19 protein-coding genes and 2 tRNA genes are annotated in these 17,447 nt (G+C 31.5%); 11 read left to right on the top strand and 10 right to left on the bottom strand.

Going from position 1 to position 17,447, the window contains the following annotated elements:
• Window positions 1-8: 8 nt before the first annotated feature.
• Genes DZ68_RS0106265 through selD form a run of 5 tightly spaced genes read left to right on the top strand, consistent with a single transcriptional unit; the run spans window position 9 to window position 3,405 of the window.
• Complete coding sequence (locus DZ68_RS0106265) at window positions 9-1,133, top strand: transglutaminase domain-containing protein (protein ID WP_024787775.1); 1,125 nt, start codon at window positions 9-11, stop codon at window positions 1,131-1,133.
• Entirely contained in the window at window positions 1,133-1,717 is a 585-nt protein-coding gene (locus DZ68_RS0106260; RefSeq protein ID WP_024787774.1) for a mercuric transporter MerT family protein, read from the top strand. Before DZ68_RS0106265 ends, DZ68_RS0106260 begins: the two co-directional genes overlap by 1 nt.
• Window positions 1,718-1,999 (top strand): heavy-metal-associated domain-containing protein, encoded by a 282-nt coding sequence (locus DZ68_RS0106255; protein WP_024787773.1) that lies wholly within the window; start codon window positions 1,718-1,720, stop codon window positions 1,997-1,999.
• Window positions 1,996-2,352, top strand: a complete 357-nt coding sequence (locus DZ68_RS0106250; protein ID WP_024787772.1) for a DsrE/DsrF/TusD sulfur relay family protein — start codon at window positions 1,996-1,998, stop codon at window positions 2,350-2,352. The genes DZ68_RS0106255 and DZ68_RS0106250 overlap by 4 nt, the downstream gene beginning before the upstream one ends.
• Before the next feature lie 9 nt (window positions 2,353-2,361).
• Window positions 2,362-3,405 (top strand): selenide, water dikinase SelD, encoded by a 1,044-nt coding sequence (gene selD, locus DZ68_RS0106245; protein ID WP_084021797.1) that lies wholly within the window; start codon window positions 2,362-2,364, stop codon window positions 3,403-3,405.
• Window positions 3,406-3,415: 10 nt separating this feature from the next.
• Here the strand turns inward: selD and selB are convergent, their stop codons facing one another.
• Complete coding sequence (gene selB / locus DZ68_RS0106240; RefSeq protein ID WP_024787770.1) at window positions 3,416-5,245, bottom strand: selenocysteine-specific translation elongation factor; 1,830 nt, start codon at window positions 5,243-5,245, stop codon at window positions 3,416-3,418.
• The gene (gene selA, locus DZ68_RS0106235) at window positions 5,242-6,591 is read right to left on the bottom strand and encodes an L-seryl-tRNA(Sec) selenium transferase (RefSeq protein ID WP_024787769.1); all 1,350 of its coding nucleotides are present in this window, start codon (window positions 6,589-6,591) and stop codon (window positions 5,242-5,244) included. The genes selB and selA overlap by 4 nt, the downstream gene beginning before the upstream one ends.
• Before the next feature lie 62 nt (window positions 6,592-6,653).
• Here selA and DZ68_RS0106230 point away from each other — a divergent pair, with 62 nt between their 5' ends.
• Window positions 6,654-6,962: a NifB/NifX family molybdenum-iron cluster-binding protein gene (locus DZ68_RS0106230; protein ID WP_024787768.1), complete on the top strand. Its 309-nt coding sequence runs from the start codon at window positions 6,654-6,656 to the stop codon at window positions 6,960-6,962.
• 63 nt (window positions 6,963-7,025) lie between these two features.
• Window positions 7,026-7,892 carry a YfdX family protein gene (locus DZ68_RS0106225; protein ID WP_024787767.1) on the top strand — a complete coding sequence of 289 codons (867 nt, stop codon included), beginning with the start codon at window positions 7,026-7,028 and terminating at the stop codon, window positions 7,890-7,892.
• A gap of 71 nt (window positions 7,893-7,963) precedes the next feature.
• Here the strand turns inward: DZ68_RS0106225 and DZ68_RS0106220 are convergent.
• Both DZ68_RS0106220 and DZ68_RS0106215 read right to left on the bottom strand, forming a co-directional pair.
• Window positions 7,964-8,062, bottom strand: a tRNA-Sec gene (locus DZ68_RS0106220).
• A gap of 70 nt (window positions 8,063-8,132) precedes the next feature.
• The gene (locus tag DZ68_RS0106215; protein WP_024787766.1) at window positions 8,133-8,477 is read right to left on the bottom strand and encodes a hypothetical protein; all 345 of its coding nucleotides are present in this window, start codon (window positions 8,475-8,477) and stop codon (window positions 8,133-8,135) included.
• A gap of 301 nt (window positions 8,478-8,778) precedes the next feature.
• Here DZ68_RS0106215 and DZ68_RS0106210 point away from each other — a divergent pair, with 301 nt between their 5' ends.
• The 4 genes from DZ68_RS0106210 (at window position 8,779) to DZ68_RS0106195 (ending at window position 13,101) form a co-directional block, all read left to right on the top strand.
• Window positions 8,779-9,081 (top strand): F0F1 ATP synthase subunit C, encoded by a 303-nt coding sequence (locus DZ68_RS0106210; protein ID WP_024787765.1) that lies wholly within the window; start codon window positions 8,779-8,781, stop codon window positions 9,079-9,081.
• Window positions 9,082-9,515: 434 nt separating this feature from the next.
• Entirely contained in the window at window positions 9,516-11,351 is a 1,836-nt protein-coding gene (gene thrS, locus DZ68_RS0106205; RefSeq protein WP_024787764.1) for a threonine--tRNA ligase, read from the top strand.
• Window positions 11,348-11,878 carry a translation initiation factor IF-3 gene (infC, locus tag DZ68_RS0106200; RefSeq protein WP_024789897.1) on the top strand — a complete coding sequence of 177 codons (531 nt, stop codon included), beginning with the start codon at window positions 11,348-11,350 and terminating at the stop codon, window positions 11,876-11,878. The genes thrS and infC overlap by 4 nt, the downstream gene beginning before the upstream one ends.
• Window positions 11,878-13,101 carry a molybdopterin molybdotransferase MoeA gene (locus DZ68_RS0106195; protein WP_024787762.1) on the top strand — a complete coding sequence of 408 codons (1,224 nt, stop codon included), beginning with the start codon at window positions 11,878-11,880 and terminating at the stop codon, window positions 13,099-13,101. Before infC ends, DZ68_RS0106195 begins: the two co-directional genes overlap by 1 nt.
• Here DZ68_RS0106195 and DZ68_RS0106190 read toward each other — a convergent pair.
• The 6 genes from DZ68_RS0106190 to DZ68_RS0106170 form a co-directional block, all read right to left on the bottom strand.
• Window positions 13,094-13,411, bottom strand: a complete 318-nt coding sequence (locus DZ68_RS0106190) for a hypothetical protein (protein ID WP_024790899.1) — start codon at window positions 13,409-13,411, stop codon at window positions 13,094-13,096. The genes DZ68_RS0106195 and DZ68_RS0106190 overlap by 8 nt on opposite strands.
• An 11-nt stretch (window positions 13,412-13,422) precedes the next feature.
• Window positions 13,423-13,833, bottom strand: coding sequence for a hypothetical protein (locus tag DZ68_RS10490; protein WP_051428193.1), 411 nt, complete (start codon window positions 13,831-13,833; stop codon window positions 13,423-13,425).
• Complete coding sequence (locus DZ68_RS10485; protein ID WP_051428191.1) at window positions 13,826-14,377, bottom strand: rhodanese-like domain-containing protein; 552 nt, start codon at window positions 14,375-14,377, stop codon at window positions 13,826-13,828. Before DZ68_RS10485 ends, DZ68_RS10490 begins: the two co-directional genes overlap by 8 nt.
• The gene (locus DZ68_RS0106180) at window positions 14,367-16,403 is read right to left on the bottom strand and encodes a molybdopterin oxidoreductase family protein (RefSeq protein WP_035907181.1); all 2,037 of its coding nucleotides are present in this window, start codon (window positions 16,401-16,403) and stop codon (window positions 14,367-14,369) included. The genes DZ68_RS10485 and DZ68_RS0106180 overlap by 11 nt, the downstream gene beginning before the upstream one ends.
• A 202-nt stretch (window positions 16,404-16,605) precedes the next feature.
• Window positions 16,606-16,681 (bottom strand) — tRNA-Asn (locus tag DZ68_RS0106175).
• A 46-nt stretch (window positions 16,682-16,727) separates the two neighbouring features.
• Entirely contained in the window at window positions 16,728-17,441 is a 714-nt protein-coding gene (locus DZ68_RS0106170) for an SDR family oxidoreductase (RefSeq protein WP_024787759.1), read from the bottom strand.
• Window positions 17,442-17,447: the final 6 nt, after the last annotated feature.

Raw genomic sequence — 17,447 nt, 5'->3', positions numbered from 1 at the left:
GAGTAAAAATGGAAAGAAGAGAATTTTTAAAAACAGGTGCGGCTTTAGGCGTGGCAGCTTCTATGCCAAGTATAGTAAGTGCTAACGATGAAAACACAAGAAGATTCAGGGTTGAATATTATTTTGACATAAAATACGACGAGTCAATTTATCCTGCAAGATTATGGAACCCGCTTCCATATAATGCACCATATCAAAAAGTTAAATTTTTAAGATTTGGCGGAAATTATAACGATTATGATATTAACAATAAAAATGAATATGATGCAAATACTTTTTATGCATATTGGGAAAAATCAGCTATGCCTAAAATTTTGACCATGGAAATGGAAATTGAAACAAAAGATAGAAGTGTTCCATTAAAATTAATAGAAGAAGCCAGCAAAAAAAATCTTCCTTTTCCAAAAGAAGTGTTAAAATATCTTGAACCTACTGCCCATATTCCTACTGACGGACTTGTAAAAGAAGTGGCGGAACTTATCACAAAAGGTAAAAAAGACAGATTTGAAAAAGTAAAAGCAATTTATTTATGGTGTACAGCCCATACATTCAGAAATCCAAAAACTATTGGATGTGGAAAAGGTGAAGTTGGCAAAATGATGCAGGAGCAAAAAAAACCGACAGCCGAATATATTTATAAAAACGGATGGTTTGGAGGAAAATGTACAGATTTAAGCTCACTTTTTACCGCCCTAACAAGAGCGGCAGGCATTCCTGCAAGAGAGGTTTTTGGTATCAGACTTGGAAAAAGCCACTTTGACAAGGCCCTTGGAAAAAGTGACAGCAAAGGTTTTGCAAATATTACCACTTGGCAACACTGCAGGGCTGAATATTATATTCCAGGGGCCGGATGGATACCTACAGACCCTGCTGATGTTACAAAACTAGAATTAGTTGAAAAATATCCTTACAACCACCCAAAAGTTCAAAAATTAGTAAAAAAATATCTGCATTCATGGGAAATGAACTGGGTTGGATTTAATCATGCAAGAGATTTCATACTTTATCCAAAACCTGTTCAATATCCATTAAATATGTTTGGTTATCCGTATGCAGAGGTAAATGATGATGTGTTAAATTATTATGTTCCAAAAAGTTTTGAATATAAAATTACTTCTCAGGAACTGTTTTAATGGTAAAAAAGCTGGATTTAAGAAATTTAGCTTGTCCGGAACCAGTTCTTAAAACAAAAGAGGCATTAGAGGAAATAGAAGAAGGAATTATTGAAATAAGACTTAATTCCTTCTCTTCTATTCAAAATGTAAAAAGATTTTTGCAAACGCAAGGAATTTATTTTAATGAAAAAAAAGAAGGAAAAGATACAATAATAAATGCTATAAAAGGTTACAGTTGCGAAATTCAAAATGAAAGTAAAGAGTCAAAATCTTTTTGGGCTTTAATAGCAGGTGCGGCAATAACAGCAATTTTGGCTAGCACATGCTGTTTAGGGCCTTTGCTTTTTTTGATTTTTGGAGTAAGTGTCGGCAGTCTTTCATTTTTACATATTTTTGCACCATATAGAATATACTTTACAATTGCGGCTGTTGTAATTATTGTTTATCTGTGGATAAATTATTTCTTTAAACTTAGAAAAAGGCCTGTTTGCAGTGGCAGTATTTGCAAAAATTATGTAAAATATTTAAGTATAGGTACTGTTTTTGTACTAATTATGCTGACTTACCCTTTTTGGGCTCAATATCTGTTTATGGGAGAATAAATGAAAAAAATTATTTTAAATTTAATATTATTTTGTTCACTTTTTGGTGCTGAAAAAATAGCTATTATTAAAGTAAGTGGAATGACTTGTCCATTATGTACAATGGCTGTAAAAAGAAGCTTAAAAATGACACCGGGTGTTATAAAAGCAAAAGTACTACTAAACACTAAAACAGCAACGGTAATTTTTGACGATACAAAAACAACACCTCAAAAACTGTTACACGCAATAGAAATCGTAGGTTATAAAGGAAAAATAAAAGAAATTAAGGAGGTTAAATGAAAATTTTAATTATATTCAATCACGAACCTTATGACGGAAGTGATGTTGCTTGGAACGGGCTTAGACTTGCAAAAGTTTTATTTGAAAAAGGAAACGATGTAAAAATTTTTTTAATGAATGATGCCGTGGATATGGCAAGGGATTGCAATAAAAAACCAGAAACTTACGATAACGATTTGGTTGCAATGTTAAAAGAAATGTATCAAAACGGTATAAAATTAAAAGTATGCGGCACATGTCAGGCAAGATGTGGATTATTTAAAAACGAGCCATATTTTGCACCTGAAATCAAAGCTACAATGAAAGACTTGGCTGCCTGGGTTGAAGAAGCAGACAAAGTTATAACATTTTAAAGGATATATATGCTTAAATTAAACAACAGCGCAAAACTTACAAAATATGTAAGAGCAGCCGGCTGAGCAGGAAAATTGGCTCCGGAGGAGCTAAACAAAGCTACAAAAGTTCTTGATGGAAAAAACGAAAATTTAATAGTCGGATTTGAAGGAAATGAGGATGCAAGTGTTTATAAATTGAGTGATAATATAGCACTTGTACAAACAGCCGATTTTATTACACCTGTTGTTGACGACCCGTTTATTTACGGACAAATTGCAGCTGCAAATTCCCTAAGCGATGTGTTTGCAATGGGAGGAGATGTTAAAACAGCACTTAATTTAGTCGGATTTGATAATTGTCATCATGGAAAAGATGTATTAAACGAAATTTTAAAAGGCGGTGAAAATAAAATAAAAGAGTGCGGAGGGGTATTGGCCGGAGGCCATACAATAGAAACTCCCGAAATGATTTACGGACTTAGCGTTACAGGTACAATTCATCCTCAAAAAATTATAAGGAACAATACATTAAAAAAAGATGATGTAATTGTGCTTACAAAACCGCTTGGAATGGGAATTTTAACAACAGCAATAAAAGCTGATTTAGTAGATGAAACAACAGCTTCTGAAGTAGCTGAAATTTTAAGGACATTAAATTACAAACCAAGTCTCATTGCAAGAGAAATCGGTGTAAATGCAATGACTGACGTTACAGGTTTTGGTCTTTTAGGACATTTATATGAAATGAGTGCTAATAATTTCACTATAGAAATAGAATTTGAAAAAGTGCCTTTCCTAAAAGAAGCGATTAATCAGGCATCCATGGGAATAATTCCTGCCGGAAGCTATAATAACCAGCTATTTTTAGAAGGAAAAGTAAAATTTGAAAAAGAACTCAGTTTTGAAGAGCAGATGATTTTATTTGACGCCCAAACAAGCGGAGGACTTTTAATCAGCGCCTCTCAAGAAAAAGTTAATGAACTTTTAAAAAGAATGGAAAATGAAGGAGTGAGTGCTAAAGCAATAGCAACTGTTAAGGAATTTAAAGAGTTTCCTTTAGTTGTTAAATAATTTTTCCTTCTTATTTCTTCAAATATCTTTTATTATCTACTTTAACAATATCCCCCATATTGTCCAAATAATCAAGATAAGCCACAATATATTTTCTGCTCATAGGCATCTCTTCTTTAAATGTTTTAATATCAATATATCCTTTTTTCTCCATAATTTCCCGCATTTTTTTCATTGCATAATTTATATTTTTATCACTTACAAACAAATTATGGGCAAGCCTTACAACTTTTTTAGCCTTAGTCAGGTTCTTCATAGCCTGATCGCCCACTTTTCTGTCAATATTTAATTTTTCGTATATATTATAAGGTGCTTCGGGAGTCAAGCCGGAATTATCCAAAAGCGAATAAAGCCTGTGCTCGACTGATTTTTCAATATTCACTTCACCAAGATCTTTTCTTTTATAAATATTGCCTTCTTTTATTAAAAATCCTTCTTCCACAAATTCATTTAAAACAGTTTCAATCAATTTTTCACTCGCCCATTTTAATCTGAGTTTCAGTGATGCAGGAGAAAGAAAGGCAAATTTGTTTTTTTCATAAGTTTCTTTTATCACATTTTCTATCTCTTTTTTTACATCCATTGAAAAAATATTATAATTTTCTTCATCTATAAAGACATTTTTTAATGTTTTTGCAATACCGAGAGCTTCATCGGGCGAAAAATTAAATCTCTGATAACTTTGAAGAAGTCCGAAACCTTTTTTGTGATTTTCAACCAAAATAGAAAATGCTTTTTGGAAATCCCTTTGTTTTAAAGCATTTAACAGCAATAATTTTTTATTTCTTTTAATAGGGTCGCTTATAGGATTTAAAATTTCGCCTCCTCCGATAACCCTTCCTTTATGAAGCACCACAAACGGATCTTCATAAACAAAAAATCCTTTTTCCTGCAACTTCATAGTTGCAAAACCTTCTTTTGCATTTGAATCAAACATCAAAATTTTCGCAGGTATTCTTTTTGCACCGCTTATAAATAAAACTTCCATATTATGCTTAATCTCTTTTCCTTCAACCGGTGCAATATAAACATCAATTAATTTAAATCCTCTTAAGTATCCTTTTGTACTTAACAAATATCCTTTTTTAAGTTCATTGTGTGAAATATTGAGATTAATGGCAAGTCTTTGATGGGTATGGGCAACACTAACATTTTCACCATGAACCTGCAGGTTTTTAACCGTTGTAACAGTAGCCGTTTCATTAATATAAACTTTATCTTTAAGTCTGACTTTTCCGCTTAAAACAGTCCCTGTTACAACAGTTCCTATTCCTTTTAGGGAAAACACCCTGTCTATATAGTATCTGAAAAATTTGGAATGTGTAATATTTCTCGGAGGCAGGTTAAACAGATAATTCTTAAGATTTTCTATAGTCTCAGGCATTTTAGTGGAAGTCGGGATAATATCAAGAAGCTTTAAATTCTTAAATTTAGCTATTAATTCTTTTATCTCTTTTTTTCTTTTTTCAATAGTCTCTTCACTTGCCAAATCTATTTTTGTCAAAGCCACAATGATATTTTTAACTTTTAAAATATCAAGTACTTCCAAATGCTCTATGGTCTGCGGCATAACACCTTCGTTTGCATCTATTGCAAAAAGCGTAGCGTCAAATCCAAACGCCCCGCTAATCATATTTTTTACAAGTTTTTCATGCCCCGGAACGTCTATAAATGCCACATTTACATCATCTCTTTTCATATTTGTAAAGCTTAAATCAATTGTAATTCCTCTCTCTTTTTCTTCTTTAAGCTCATCTCCGTTATATCCGGTCATAGCCTCAATCAAAGATGTTTTTCCATGGTCTACATGCCCTGCGGTTCCAATAATAATATTTCTCATTGTTTCACCTCACAGCTTATTAATTCATTTATTATATTTGCAAGTTTTTCTATTTCATCATCCTGAATTGTTCTTACATCAAGAACAAAATGTTCATTTTCTATTCTACCGATAACAAGTTTTTCCCTGAATTTTCTCTCCCAATTCACAGCATTTCCTTCAATTTCAATTACCGCGGTAGGAATGGCTTTATTTGGCATTGTCCCGCCGCCTACGTATGTTTTTGATTCTTTTATATTAGCCCTTAGGGCTGGTGTTAGGCTAAGAATTTTTTTTGCCCTGTTTTTAAGTTCATCAATAGATGCAAAAATCTGTCTGAGGGTTGGAATTTTTTCATATTCTTTTTTAATATACGCTAAAGTTGTTGCCTGAATTAAAGAGAGTGTGATTTTATCTACCCTGAACATTCTTAATATCTGATTTTTTTTAAGTTTATTAATAAGTTCTTTTTTACCAAGAATTATTCCCGCCTGAACTCCTCCAAAAAGTTTATCACCGCTGAAACTAATAAGTGAAGGTGAAAATTTCATTATATCATTAATTGAAGGCTCAGCGTTTGAAAGTCCGTAAGGAAGCTTTGGAATATATGCACTTCCCAAATCATAATAATCAAGCAGATTATGTTTACGGGAAAGATTGACAATTTCATCAATATAAACTTCTTCACTAAACCCTTCAATAGTATAATTTGATTTGTGAACTTTCATAAGCATTGCTGTATTTTCATTGATTGCCTCTTCATAATCTCTTAGTTTTGTTTTATTTGTAGTTCCGACTTCAACAAGTTTTACACCGCTTGCTTTCATAACTTCAGGCACTCTGAAACTTCCCCCTATTTCAACAAGTTCGCCTCTTGACACTATAACCTCTTTGTCTTTTGCAAATGTGTTTAAAATCAAAAATACAGCCGCCGCATTATTATTAACAACCAACGCATCTTCACACCCAAAAAGAAAACTCAAATGTTTCGCACTGTGATGATACCTGTCCCCCCTTTTTCCTTTATCCAAATCATATTCTAAATTACAGTAATGCGTACTGACTTTCTTTGCTTCATCAAAAATCTCTTCATCTATCAAACTTCTGCCGAGATTTGTATGGATTGTAACACCTGTGGCATTAATTACATTAATTAAAGAAGGGCTTAATATGCCGCAAGCTTTTTTTTCAATTTCATTTATTATTTTATTTTCATCTATTTTATCTATTTTATTATTTTTTATTTTTTCTCTGAGTTCATTCAAAACTGAATGTATGGAATAAAGCAAAACATTCTCTGGAATATCTTGAAGATTTTTATTTTTTAAAAGTTTATCCACTTTTGGAATTTGTCTAAACAGATTCATTTCTTTCCTTTGTAAAATACCGCCGGTATTTTTGTTAATATTTTATCAAAAAAAGGATTTTTATGAAAATAATTATAACAAGCGACGGAGAATGGATGACTTCAAAATTTTGTCCACATTTTGAAGAATGTAAATATTTAATTCTTTATGACACTAAAACAAAAGAATATTCTTCTATGAAATCACCTTCATATCAGACAAAAGACAAAACTAAACTAATTAATTTTTTAAAAGCCGTTTTTATGAAGCATATTATAACAGGTGAAAATATTGATGATAAATACTTCAAAGTTTATATACCTCAACAAAAAAAATCGACAGTCGAAGAAGTTATAATCGAGTATTTAAAAAATATAAATAAATATAAATAAAATTGTTGACAATAAACGACTAAAATTATATAATTCTAAAAAATAAAACTTTAGGAGGGAAAAATGAAAAGAATTTTAACATCAGTGGTATTGGCTTCCATTTTGGTATCATCTAGTTTAGCCGCAGATGCAAAAACCGCTCAGGTGAGTAAAAAAGCCGTAATCAAAGCGGAAAAAAAAGCCCAAAACACTGAACTTGCAAATGAAGCGGTAAAAGCTATCCAATATACCCAGGATACATTAATATATATAAGCGGAAAAAATACTAAAAAAGCAAAAGACTCAATAAAAAAAGCTATTGGGGAACTTAGCGATTTATTAAATAGACCTAATACACCTTATCTTTTACCTGTTGATGTTCAAATTAACGCATATCAATATCAAGGAGATGTAAAAGACGTAAAAAAACTTGCAAGTGAAGCAAAAATACTTGTAGCAGAAAATAAATTACCTCAGGCAAGGGAAGTGTTAAATTCTCTGAGAAGCGAAATTGTGATCAAAACAATCAATTTACCTATTGCAACATATCCGGCTGCTCTTAATTTGGCATTAAAATATATAAATGAAGGAAAAGCCAAAGAAGCAAAAGATGTTTTGTCAATGGCACTTTCAACATTGGTAGAAACAGATACCATTATTCCTATCCCGCTTATCAAAGCTCAAGCCCTTGTTAAAAATGCAAGCGAGAGTGTTAAAAAAGACAAAAATCAGGCTTTAAAATATTTGGATGAAGCAAAAAAACAGTTATCTTTAGCTGAAATTTTAGGATATACAAGCACAAGCGATACAACATACAAAATGTTAAAAGAACAAATTACACAGCTTGAAAAAGAGATTAAAAACGGCAATAAAACAGAAAATATATTTAAAAAACTTCTTCAAAAAATCGAAGAATTTAAAGAAAAAGCAGTTAAAACTTTTCACAAATAATTTTCTTTCTCTTTTTTTTTATTTCAATAGTGTCAGACACTAATTATTTATAAATAAAATTTATAATTTTTTGGCGGAAGGGGGAAGGAATCGAACCTTCCGGGCAAACAGTCACCTGCCGCCCCACCGGGTTTGAAGCCCGGGGTGTCCACCGGGATCACATCCCCTCCATCGAAGGGAAAAATTATATCAAAATATTTAAGAAAACGTAAGGCTTCACCGAAGCCCTGTTAAGCGTTATCAGCCAGCTGGAATTTTACCGTTAACCATTCCTACCAAAAAGTCTTTTAAATCGTTAAGTTTATGTTTTTTAACGATTTTTTCAATAGCTTTAGCAGCTTTTTTTTGACCTTTTTTTTCAAGTAGAGAAATTAACGGTTTTGCATTATTTTTAAATAATGCATTAATATCATCAGGTGTTTGAGCACCTATGATTTTAAGGAATTTAGTACCTTTGATATGTGACATTCTTTTCACATATTTTTCGTAATACTTAAATCCTTTGTTGTAATCAGCAAATGCCATTGTTGCTGTGACACTTGCAAGTAGCGCTCCAGCTACCAACATTTTTGCTAAGCGTCTCATGTTTTCTCCTTTTAATTTTATGTGTGCATTCATTAACCTAATGAATACACATTCGGTGTAATTATACAGCCTAAAACTTAAATAAAGCTTAAGATAAGTAAAACTTATCTATGATTATTATATCATAAATTAATTAAAAAAACAATTGAAAAAATATTTTATTTTAATTATTTATACTTATTATTAAAAAACATACCTTGCAAAAAAATTAATTTTTATTTATAATTGCAATGCGCTGTGTGATAAGTAGGGATACGCAAGCCGAACGGACATAGCGTAATAAAATATACAGGAGAAGAAAATGAAAAAAATCACTCTTTTAATGGCAGGATTTTTGGCATTTGCATTTGCAGGTGATTCTACTATGATTCAAGCTTACAGCGTAGTAGCTGCCGTTGTAGGTTTAGGTTTGGCTGCACTTGGTGGTGCTATCGGGATGGGACATACTGCTGCAGCAACAATTGCTGGTACTGCAAGAAATCCTCAGCTTGGCGGTAAATTAATGGGTACAATGTTCATCGCATTAGCGATGATCGAAGCACAAGTTATTTATGCACTTGTACTTGCTTTAATAGCACTTTATGCTAATCCATTCTTAGGATAATCCCTTCTTTTGGGATTTTTCTTTTTAACACAAAAATTTCTCTGACACCTTATTCAATGTAAAATGTATAATTGGAAATAAAAAATAAATGTAAAAACATTTTATTAAAATTTTCTATTTATAATTTTTACTTTTCGTTTTTTAATTTTCCATTATTAATACCAATTATTATAAAAAAATTTACATTTATTTACCATTCACTACTCACTATTCACTCATTATCAAATTGTCAAAATAACCGTAGGGTTGGTATATTTCTCCATTCTCCATTATTTTTTGTTGACATTAAAAATTAATTAAGTTAAAATTCATACCAAAAAAGGGGTTAATTTAATTGAAAATCAAAAATGTAAAATGGAAAATTAATAAAGTAGGATTTTACATTTGATTATTATTTCTACTATTAAACCTTCAAAATACTTCAAAGGACAAAAATGCATAACGATATAATCGGTTATAAATATAATGATAAAATTATTGATATTCAAACAGCTCAGGAAATGGGTATTGAAAATTTAGAACCAATATTTTTTGATAACTCTTCTGAATCACTCGAACTTATAAGACACTCAGCTGCCCACTTAATGGCTCAGGCTATAAAAGAGCTTTATCCCGATGCTAAATTTTATGTGGGGCCTAGCATAGAAAACGGATTTTATTATGATTTAAAAACAGAAGAAAGCATTACCGATAAAGATTTAAAAAATATTGAAAAGAAAATGAAAGCCCTTGCTAAGAAAAAAATTCCTATTGAAAAATATTATATTTCAATGGATGAGGCAAGAAAAAAATTTAAAGATGATGAACTGAAACAGGCGGTTCTGGATATGATCAACGAAGACAAGGTTTCTATTTATAAACAGGGGGATTTTGAAGATCTGTGCCGCGGACCCCACGTGCCAAACACCAAATACCTTCAAAACGTAAAACTTCAAAAAGTTGCAGGTGCCTATTTAGGAGGAGACAGTAAAAACGAGATGCTGACAAGAATTTACGGAACCGCTTTTGCAACAAAAGAAGCATTGCAAGAGTATCTTAAAATGCTTGAAGAGGCAAAAAAAAGAGACCACAGAAAACTCGGAACTGAGCTTGAACTTTGGATGTTTGATGAAGAAATCGGGGCGGGTATGCCTATTTGGCTGCCAAAAGGTACACTTCTAAGGGGAAATCTTGAAAAACTGTTATATTCCGCACATATAAGAAGAAATTACCTGCCCGTAAAAGGTCCCGAACTTCTAAGAAGCCATATGTGGAAAATTTCAGGGCATTATTACAACTACAAGGAAAATATGTATTTTACAGAAATTGAAAACGACGACCCCAACAAACCGGCGGAAGAATACGGTATTAAACCTATGAACTGCTTAAGTCATGTCAAAATTTTCGGGCATAAAGTAAGAAGTTATAAAGAACTGCCTCTTAGATTTTTTGAATTCGGAACAGTCCACAGACACGAAAAATCAGGCGTTTTACACGGACTTTTAAGAGTTAGGGAATTTACCCAGGATGACGCACATATATTCTGCAGGGACGACCAGATAGAAGATGAAGTAATAAAAGTACTCGAATTTGTAGATGCCATAATGCAAAGATTCGGCTTTGAATATGAAATGGAAATTTCTACAAGACCTGAAAAATCAATAGGAAGCGATGAAATCTGGGAAAAAGCAACCAATGCCCTCAAAGGTGCATTAAACAGACTTAACAGAAATTATGGAATAGACGAAGGCGGTGGGGCATTTTACGGTCCGAAAATAGACATAAAAATTACTGATGCAATAGGGAGAAAATGGCAATGCGGAACAATTCAGGTAGATTTTAACCTGCCTGAAAGATTTGACATAAATTATATTGATGAAAACAACACCAAAAAACGCCCGGTAATGATTCACAGGGCGATTATAGGAAGTTTTGAAAGATTTATAGCAATCCTTACAGAACATTATGCAGGCGAATATCCTACTTTTATAGCCCCTGTTAAAGCGATTTTTGTTCCAATTAATGAAAATCATGTAAATTATGCAAAAGAAATTCAAAAAGAACTTCTTAATGACGATATTATTACCGAAATTTATGACAGCAGTGATTCACTCAATAAAAGAATAAGAAATGCTGAAAAACAAAAAGTCGGATATGTAGTAATTATAGGTGATGAAGAGGTGGAAAATGATTTGGTTGCCATAAGAGACAGAAAAAAAAGAGAACAATATAAATTAAGCAAAGGAGAATTTGTAGAAATGATCAAAAAATTATGCGAGGTTAAATTATGAGTAAAGACAAGGTTTTATTGAACGAAGAAGTAGTTGATTTTACAGACAGAGTAAGATTTGTAGACACCCAAGGTGAGCCTAAAATAGTAGATTCAGCCAAAGCGCTTGAAACAGCATATAATAAAGGTCTTGATTTGGTATGCGTAGCCCCAAATGCCAACCCTCCAGTTGCTAAAGCCATGGATTACGGAAAATACAGATACGAACAGGAAAGAAAGAAAAAAGAAGCAAAGAAAAAACAGGTTAAAATTGAAGTCAAAGAAGTAAAATTTACAAGTAAAATTCAAGACAACGATATAAATTATAAAGTTAAACATATAAAAGATTTTCTTGAAAAAGGAAAACATGTAAAACTAAGAGTTTTTTTAAGAGGAAGAGAACTTGCAACACCTGAGAAAGGTTTTGAAGTTATAAACAGGGTTTGGGAAATGATAAAAGATGTGGCTGAAAAACAAAACGAGCCTAAACTTGAAGGAAATTATATAAATTTACTGGTAACCCCTGTAAAAAAATCCAAGAAAAAATAATGTTAAATAATATTCCCTATAAAGAGGCTTTGGAAGTTTCTTTAAAAGAAAGTTTTTTATCAACTTCCAAAAATGTTTTTATAAATGAAGCATTAGGTTATTTTTTAGCCGAAGATGTAAAAGCCGCTAAAAACAACCCTTCATTTGACAACTCCGCCATGGATGGGTTTGGATTTAAGCATTCAGACAAAAAAAAATTTAAAATTATAAAAACTATTTATGCCGGAGATAAATTTGATGATTTTGATATAAAAAACAATGAATGCGTTAAAATTATGACAGGGGCAAAAATCCCAAAAGGTATAGACACTGTAATTCCGATTGAAAACTGCTTAAAAGTTACAGGTGAATATATTGAAATTCCAGAAATAAAAAAAGGCGCCAATGTAAGAAAAAAAGGCGAAGATATCCAAAAATGGGAAATTTTAATAAAAAAAGGCGAAGAAATAACACCTGAGACAATCGCACTGCTTGCAAGCCAGGGAATTACAAATATAAAAGTATATAAAAAACCTTCTATTGCCATACTTTCAAGCGGAAATGAACTGAAAGAGCCTTATGAAAAAGCCGATGAAGATGAAATATATAACATCAATTCTTACTCAATTTATTCACTCTTAAAAAAATACAGTTTTAATGCCGATATTATCGGAATTGTAGCAGATACTTACGAAGAAACATTAAAAGAAATAAAAAATATACTAAATTTTTATGATGTAATCATAACAAGCGGCGGAATAAGTTTCGGGGAAAAAGATTTTATGTTTAATGTTTTTAAAACCTTGGGATTAAAAGAATTTTTTCACGGAATAATGGTAAAACCCGGACGTCCTACCATGATAGGAAAAATAGGTAAAAAATTTATTTTTGCAATGCCCGGAAATCCTTTAAGCAGTTTTTTAAATATGTTTTGCATAGGAATACCAGTTTTAAGAAAAATGAGCGGTGCAGACAAATATTATCATGAGACTTATTTTGCAAAAAACAAAAACGATTTTAAAGTTAATTCAAAAAAAGACCATACGGCACTCGGATTTTATGAAAACGGAGAATGGGAAGTATATAACAGTTATAAATACGGTTCAGGAATGCTAAAACCCCTCCTTAAATCCAATTCGGTTGCAATTATTCAAAAAGGGAATGAAATAATTACAAAAGATACAATTTTAAAAATCATACCTTTTGTAAATCAGTTTAGCAATAAAAACAATATGTTCAATTAATACCTTTTATATAAAAAACATTTTCTTTTACTTCTTCTAAAATTACATTATATTTTTTAGCCCATTTTTCAATAATCTCTTTTGCTTCATTTAATAATTCCCCGCTATTTTCAATTTTGATTTTTAAATGCGGCACAGAATTTGAAAAAGCAATAAAACCGTTTAAATATTTTAATTTATCATTTAAAGAAACCAAATGATTTTTAATTTTCTTAAAATTTGGAGTATTTTGTTTTATTTTTTCCAATTCTTTAATATTATTCTCAGAATATCCAAGCTGTTTTAAAAGTCCTAAATCTTCTATTTTCATAAATCTCCTTTTTAAAAAATTTTAACAAATTTTTCTTTTATTTCTTTTAATTTTTTCAGTGTTGTTTCAATATCCGTATTTAAAATAAAACAATCTGATTCTTTTTTTTTATAAACTTTGTCATAATAATCCACAAGCAATATTTTTGCCACTTTTTCCAGATTGCCTTTTTCAAAACTGCTGAATATTTCGTTATAACTTTCATTTGATATATATTTTTTAATTTTATTTAAATTTTCGCTAAAAGCATTTTTATCGATATCTCCGTAATATTTCAAAATTCTTTTAATTCTGTCTTCCAAAGGTGCGTTTATTTCTATTTGTGGGAAAGTTTTTATTTTTTTTGTTAAATTCCCGGGAAGCAGTAAATTTCCGAGCCTGGAACTTTCGGCCTCTACAAAAATAGAGTCATTTTTATCCACTTTTCTTAAGAGAAGGCTGTTTTCCTTTTGAACCGAAAGAACTTCCGTAATGATTGGCCAAACCTTCTAAATCAAGACTCGGGTTTAAATTTTGTAATAATTCACTTTTACCGCACCCACTCGGCCCCCTGAGCACCAAAAAATTATTCGGAATATTTTGTAAATATCCGCTGACATATTTTCTATATGCCTTATAGCCTCTGTTTAATTTGTAAACATCAAATCCGAGCTGTCTTAAAATCACATAAAAAGATTCGGAGCGTTTTCCTCCCCTTGCACAGTAAATCAGAATTTTTTTATTTTCAAATTCATTATTTTCAAGATGCGAAGCAATGTTTTTTAAAATATATATAACACCCTTTTTATTGGCGGCTTTTTTGGAAACCTGTTTATATAAATACCCTATTTCGTGATGTTCTTCATTATTTAATACATATAAATTTATACTTCCCGGAATATGGGATTCTTCAAATTCTCTGGGGCTTCTGGTATCTATAATCATATCAAAATCAGTTTTCAGATAATCATTCATATTAATCAACATTTATTATTTCCACCTCCACAGCTTTAAAATTTGGGGTTTTTACTTTATGGTCATGTTCGTCTCCAAAAAGATAATTTATTTTATTTTTTGCAAAATGAAAAGTTGTAAAAAGAGTATAGGGTCTGAGGGAATTTGTAAATTTTACTTTCAAATGCCCGCTCTCTCCGTAATGTGATTTTAATTTAACAGTATTGCTTATTTCGTTTTTATGAACAGGATTTACCAATAAAACATCATCATCATATTTTTTAGTTAATTTTTCCGAATATCTGGTTTGTGCGGCGTTATTATACTGCGCAAGAGCCCTTCCTGTATTTAACCACCATCTTTTTTTATTTTCAAGTATATCTTTTACTTCACCTCTTAAATGGTATTTGTGATAATGAAAATGGCCTTTCCCATCAGGCGTGGAAAAAGTTTTTGTATGCAAAATGGGTGAATCTTTTCCGTCTTTTGTTACTGGCCATTGGAGAGGTTTTTTTTCTAATCTTTCATATGTGGCTCCCTCAAATCTTTTGACTTCTTTTTTTACTTCATTAAAAACCTCTTCGCTTGAATTAAAATTAAAACGCTTTCCTAATTTTTCAGATATTGCCTGCAATACTTCCCAGTCATCAGGCATATCTGATTTAATTAAAGGATTTGAAAGGTGAAGCCTTCTTTCCGCATTTATATAAACACCCACTTTTTCATATGCACTTTTTACACCGAATACAATATCGGCCTTTTTTGTTATAACACTCGCCATAACTTCCAAAACTGCCAAAAAGTCCAAATTTTCAAAAGCTTTATTTATTTTATTCTGATTGGGATGAATATGCAAAATATCTTCCCCCATATTTATTATGGCTTTTATTTTACCTTTTAACATCTCTTCTATTATATCCGGAGTCATCTCCCCTATTTTTTCAGGTATTGCATAATCAGGCCCGTAATAAGGCAAACACCCCACATCGCAGGCACCCTGCACGTTATTCTGACCCCTGAGAGGCAATACCCCTGCACCTTTTTTTCCAATATTACCAGTAAGCATAGCCAAGTTGCTTATGGCGTTAACCGCCTCAGTCCCGTCAATATGCTCCGTTACCCCGAGTCCCCATGTAAAAATTGTTTTTTTGGTTATCAGTTTCGCAATTTCTTCGATTTGCTCTTTTACCTGCTCAAACCCTTTTAATTTTTTGAAAAAATGTTTATCATATTTATCATGAAATAAAAGCTCTTTATATCCTTCGAATTTAACACATCTTTTTTTTATAAAATCAATATCAGTTAAATTGTTTTCAATCAGTTCTTTTGCGATTGCATTTAAAAATAAAAGATTACTTTCAAGCGGCAAAATAACTTTAACATCGGCAAATTTCATAATAGGAATTTCCCTAACATCAACAACTATTATTTTAGCGCCTCTTTTTTTGGCTTTTATTATCCTGCTTGCAACCATCGGGTGTGCAACCGTTGTGTTAGAGCCGATTATAAAAATAACCTCGGCGTCAAAAATTGCATCATAATCCACACTGCTCGCCCCCTCCCCTATACTCATTTTAAGTCCGCTGAGGCTTGGAGCGTGGCAAACCCTTGCACAGTTATCGATATGAGGAGTTTTTATAACTTCCCTTGCAAACTTTTGAAACATCCAGGCACTTTCAACGCTTGTTCTGGCCCCACCTATACAGGCGACAGAATGGGAAGAAAAATTTTTTATAATCTCTTTTAATTTCCATGCGGTTATGTCAACAGCCAAAGACAAAGGAGCTTCATAAAAATTCTCATCAAATTCTTTCAAATTAGCAAGCCTGACCTGAAGCTCAAGCGGCATATTATCAGCGTTATTTTCAATAAATTTATAACTTATCAGATGTTTATTAATTCTGTTGTTTAAAAATTCAAATCCGTATTTTCCTTTTATACAAAGTTCACCACCACTTGAAATTCCGTCTTTAACAGGATTTATTTTTACTATTTTATTATCCTGAATTTTGGCATCTATTTCACATCCTACACCGCAATATGTGCAAACAGATTTCATTAAAAGCCTTTTTTGGATTTAATATATCTTATTTTAAAGATTTTTGCAAGAGAAACACAAAATCAATTATTAAGAGCGTATAAAATTATAAATATAAATAATTCAATAATTATATTAATTCAAAATTTAACATCAATTATCCATGATTCTTTATTAGTGCCAGACACCTTAAAATAAAATTTTACATTTTACATTGATTTTGTGGCTCCGGCGAGAGGACTCGAACCTCTGACCCGACGGTTAACAGCCGTCTGCTCTACCGACTGAGCTACGCCGGAATATTTGTGGATTGAAATTATACATAAAAAATTTTTTTAATGCAAGTTAATTTGCAAATTTTTGCAAAATTTTATCCTGAATATTTAAAGGGAGCAGATTAAACATTTTCAAAATATAATAAAATCTTTTTGGAAAGGCATACTCTTTTTTTTCTTTTTCAATTGCATCAATAATTCTTTTAGCACCTTCGTTTAAATCCATTAAAAATGGCATATAAAAATCGTTTTTTGCAGTTAAATCGGTTTTAATGAATCCAGGCATTATATTTATAACTTTTATATTATATTTTGCTAACATATTTCTAAGACTCTGGGCATATGAATTAAGAGCCCTTTTTGATGCCGAATAAGGAAGAGAGGTTGGAGATGCAATAATTGATGCAAGAGAAGAGATAAATACAATTTTCCCTCTTTTTCTTTTTTGCATATCTGGCACTATGTTTTCTAAAAGTGCGTGAATGCTTAAAAAATTTATTTGAAAAAGTTTTTCAAACTCTTCATACGGAGTAAAATCTGGAGCATGTGGAAGTGAAATTCCGGCATTGCAAATAACTAAATCAATTTCATCAAATCTAAGTTTTCTAACTTCATTAATATTGCTTAAATCACAGACTATAGGAATTATATTTTCATTTTCTTTTTTTAGTTCATTTAACTTAATTTCATCTCTTGCAATGGCAAAAACTTTATTCTTTTTTGCGTAATATCTGGCAAGTTTCCTGCCTATTCCCCTGCTCGCACCTGTTATAATTACATTCAAAAAAGG

This window comes from Lebetimonas sp. JS085, from assembly GCF_000523295.1.
Taxonomy (GTDB): Bacteria; Campylobacterota; Campylobacteria; order Campylobacterales; family Nautiliaceae; genus Lebetimonas.
Note: the sequence above shows the minus strand (reverse complement) of the source record. Positions and strands in the feature narration are given on the sequence as shown.